The organism is Glaciimonas sp. GG7, assembly GCF_052976905.1.
The window spans coordinates 1-4,014 of sequence record NZ_JBRIIQ010000178.1 but is presented as its reverse complement, the minus strand read 5'-3'; the positions used below and the strand labels follow the sequence as shown (position 1 = coordinate 4,014).

Below are 4,014 nucleotides of genomic sequence, written 5' to 3'. Positions count from 1 at the left end.
TTTTTTTTTTTTTTTTTTTTTTTTTTTTTTTTTTTTTTTTTTTTTTTTTCTTTTTCATATTCAAAATTGGTGATGTATCACTTAGCCGTTCGGACTGAGCAGTCACAAAGTGCCGTACCCTTCGATACGCTGGGCTACTCAGGGCGGTCGGGTTTATTAACCGAGCCACTGAATTGCGCCATTTATTGCGTACCTTTTTCAGCCGGTTTAACAATCACGCTACAAGTCATTCCCGCCGCCAGCGTGACCCCTGTGGGCACCGTATCAATATGAATCCGCACCGGCACCCGTTGCGCTAAGCGCACCCAATTAAAACTTGGATTCACATTCGCCAGACCATTTGTGCCGGGGCCGTTGTCGCGGTCGGTGATGCCGCGGGCGATGCTGTCGATGTGGCCGGTGAGTAGTTTTTCGCTGCCCAGGAGGCGCATTTCGGCTTTGTCGCCGACCTGCATAAACGGTAATTTGTTCTCTTCAAAATAGCCGTACACCCAGAACGACTTGGCATCGATCACCGCTAGCTTAGGCACGCCAATCTGCGCAAAGTCGCCAGCGTGGACGTTCAGATTGGCGATCCAGCCATCGACCGGGGCGAGTACGGTTGTGCGTTCCAGATTGAGTTTGGCCATGTCGCGGGTGGCTAAGGCGGCTTGATACATGGCTTGCGCTGCGGAGGCGTCGGCGCTGGAATTTTCGCGGTTTTCGTTGGAGATGACGTCGCCGTCGAGCATGGCGCGGCGGGCGGCGTCGCGCTGTTTCATGCTCAGGGCTACGCGCCGTTGGGCGACCATGGCGTTGGCTTCGGCTAGTGCTAACGTGTAGTGGGCGGGATCGATTTTCATCAGGACGTCACCTTTGTGGACATAAGCGTTGTCGCCCACCGGGACGGCGATGACGCGACCGGACACATCGGCGGCGACGCTGATGACGTCGGCGCGCACGCGGCCATCACGGGTCCAGGGTGAGTTCATGTAGCGGTCCCACAAGATGCGGGTGAGCCAGAGCGCAAGGGCGACGACGATCACGGTGATCGCTATCTTGAGCAGGGTTTTGATAACAGTCGATAAGTTCATAGAGGTCTCAGGCAGCGCGCAGGAATAATCCTGCACCGCTAAAAATACAAAAAAACAGGGCGATGCGAAACAGGCTGGGATGCCAGACGTAGCGATACAGGCGCAAACGCGTGAGCAGCCAGTCCAGGACGAATTGCAGGATCACGCAAGCGACAAAGATCAATAACAAGGTGGGGACGAGCGCATCGAAAAAAGCGATTTCACGCGGCATTGTAAATTCCTGAAGAAGAAGTGCTGGAGAGGGCGATGGGCAACGTATGTTCGAGCAGGGAGGTGCGTATCAAATGCAGATTAGCCAGCACTGCGGCGTAATGTGGCATCGCCGGTTCGGCCCGACAAGCGGCGATGGCGCTGACAACGGCATCAAGCGCGCGTTCGAGATTGCGCGCTTTTGCATGGGCGTGCGAGAACAACCAGGCGATAGCTTCCACGCTATGGTTAATCGCGGTGTGCGCCGCCGTGGTTGCGATGGCCGGAGCGCTGTCTTCGCGCAGATGAATGACGGCGCGTCCGATTTCAAACACCGAGAGCAGCCATGCCATGACTTCGCGATCTTCTGCGTTGGCGATCGAATGCGACATCGCGAAGCGGCCCACCAGATCGCGGGTGCCGCTTTCAAAACGGGCTAATAAGCCGGTCGTCGCCTGGTTGCAGCCATCGACCACCTGACGGCGCAGTGTCCGCACCAACCGTATTTTGGCCCAGCGGCTATCGGCCGGGTCGATGATCATAAAGGTGATAGCTGCAATCGCGCAGCCGATCAGACCGCCCGTCATGCCGTTGAGAAATGCCAGATAGTCGAACGTATAGACATTGCCGACGGCTGCGTAAGAGAGAAAAAATATCAGCGCACCAGCGCCGAGACCGGCATGTTTCGGTTGTGTTGTCAGCCACGTACAGAGCAGGATAAAGGGGGCCAGCGACAGACACAGCATCAAGAAAGTTTGCGCACCCGGCTGGACATAGTAAGCACAGATAAAGCCTAGTAATCCCCCCAGCGCTGCGCCCTGCATAAAACCGATAATCGTTTTGGTCGGTGCAGGCGCGGCGGCAAACAAGGCGCTGGCAACGGTGGCAAAGATCACGGCGTCGATGCCCGAAGGCCAGCCGCTTTGCTGCCAGAACAGCATCGAGATAGAGAAGCCCACCGCGGCGCGCAAAGCCGACATCGCCACCAACACCGGGTCGGTGCGATTGACGTAATGCGCGGCGATAAAAAGATCGTCCGGTAATGCATGGTCGCGATTGAGTACGGCATTGTGAATCCGGATGTAGTGGCGTAACTCATCGGTAAAACGTAGCAACAAGGCGGCGGCGGAATCGAAGTCTGACAGGGCGTCACCATTGTGTTGCGGACCCAGATTGCGCATCTCGGCGATGCTCAGTGCGAGTGCGCGGCGCAATGCGGCTAAGCGTTCCGGCAGGTGTTGGCGGCATTGCAGCAAGCGCCGGGCAATAGCGTCCTTGTCATGGTTAAGAATACTGACGATGGCCTTGTATTCCATCATGACGGCATTGAAGGTATTGAATTTTTCGCTACGGTGCAGGCGCAGAAATAATTGATCGAGCGAATGAAACGTAGTCGATACCGTCATGAAGGCGGTATTGAGCTGGCGCACGTGATCGCTTTGCAACTGGCCGGTGGCACCCTCGAAGGTCGATGAAGTACGCAGGTTTTCCAGCGCGATGATTTCACCGATCAGGCGCAGCATCATGCTGTCGCGGTCGGGTTGCGTTTTTGTATTGCCGGATGCGGGCTGCACAACTTGGGAGAAATGCGCGAAGCGTTTGCCGATGATTTCCAGTACGGCGTCCGACAGGCGCTTGGGAAAGATGACGTCGCTGACCACGCCTGCGCAGAGCAGGCCTAGCATGACTTCGCTCAGGCGCGTGGTGGCAATATCGAAAGCCTGATCCGGTGCCAGTGCAGCAGGTAAACCGACGATGACCAGCGTGTAGCCAGCCAGTACAAATGCGTACGATTGAAAATTGCGAAAAGTGATCGAGCCAGCGGTGCACAGCGCCATCCAGAGTGCACCGGCGATTAAAAAGAAAAGCGGCTGTTGCGTAAAGCTGGCCGCCAGAACGACCGAGACAATGACGCCGACCAAGGTGCCGACGAAACGATAAAACCCCTTTGCCATCACGAGTCCGCTGCCGGGCTGCATGACGATGGTGACCGTGATCATGGCGGTGCCGGGCTTGGGTAAATCAAACAGCATCGACAAGCCCATCGCCAGAAAAATCGCTAGCAACATCTTGAGCATGTATAGCAGGTTGGGGCTTGGGTGAGTAGCCAATGGCTGTTGGTTTTTTTGGCGAGTCGGGTCATGTAGTCTGGCATGAAGTGAGTGATGCTTAGTGCGTGTTGAGATATAAGGGGTGAGCTCTACTAAGTCCGTTCGGACTGAGTAGGCACGAAGTGCCGTATCGAAGAATCGCACACATATGCATATACTTCGATACGCCCTGAAGGGCTACTCAGTACGAACGGAGTTTTTAAATTTGAATGTCAACATGCCCTAATTATTTTGTTGATGATGCCACTTCCCCAGTCGCCGGACGCGGCAAATCATCCCCCAGTCCGCCCCCCAGCGCTTGCATCAATTGCGCCCACGCATCGAGATAAGCCGCCCGTGTTTGTGCCACGCGTTGTTGCTCTTGCAGCGTTGCTGTCTGGCTTTGAATGACGTTGAGATAGGACGTCAGACCGGCTTTAAAGCTGCGCTGTACAAGCGTGGCCGATTGCTGGGCTAAGGTCATGGCGCGTATCGCCTGTTCGCGTTGCAAGCTGATCGATTTGAGCTTGACGATTTGGTCGGCGACGCTTTGCAGTGATTGCAGCAGCGTGTTGTTATAGGTTTCAATGGCGGCGTCCAGCGTTGCCGTTATCGATTCGTGCTTGTCCGTGGTACTCGGCATAGAACTACTGAGTCGGAGA

Annotated in this window: 4 protein-coding genes; all 4 read right to left on the bottom strand. The window is 55.5% G+C overall.

All coding sequences use genetic code 11. The annotated features are described in order from the left end of the window. Positions 1-182 precede the first annotated feature (182 nt). The gene (locus ACVBEF_RS20745) at positions 183-1,073 is read right to left on the bottom strand and encodes an HlyD family efflux transporter periplasmic adaptor subunit (RefSeq protein ID WP_447125801.1); all 891 of its coding nucleotides are present in this window, start codon (positions 1,071-1,073) and stop codon (positions 183-185) included. A gap of 7 nt (positions 1,074-1,080) precedes the next feature. Beyond that, the gene (locus ACVBEF_RS20740) at positions 1,081-1,284 is read right to left on the bottom strand and encodes a DUF1656 domain-containing protein (RefSeq protein WP_447125800.1); all 204 of its coding nucleotides are present in this window, start codon (positions 1,282-1,284) and stop codon (positions 1,081-1,083) included. Next, positions 1,274-3,373, bottom strand: a complete 2,100-nt coding sequence (locus ACVBEF_RS20735; protein ID WP_447125799.1) for an FUSC family protein — start codon at positions 3,371-3,373, stop codon at positions 1,274-1,276. Before ACVBEF_RS20735 ends, ACVBEF_RS20740 begins: the two co-directional genes overlap by 11 nt. A 226-nt stretch (positions 3,374-3,599) precedes the next feature. Further along, positions 3,600-4,014 (bottom strand): TolC family protein (locus ACVBEF_RS20730; protein WP_447125798.1); only part of this gene is annotated, 415 nt, incomplete at its 5' end.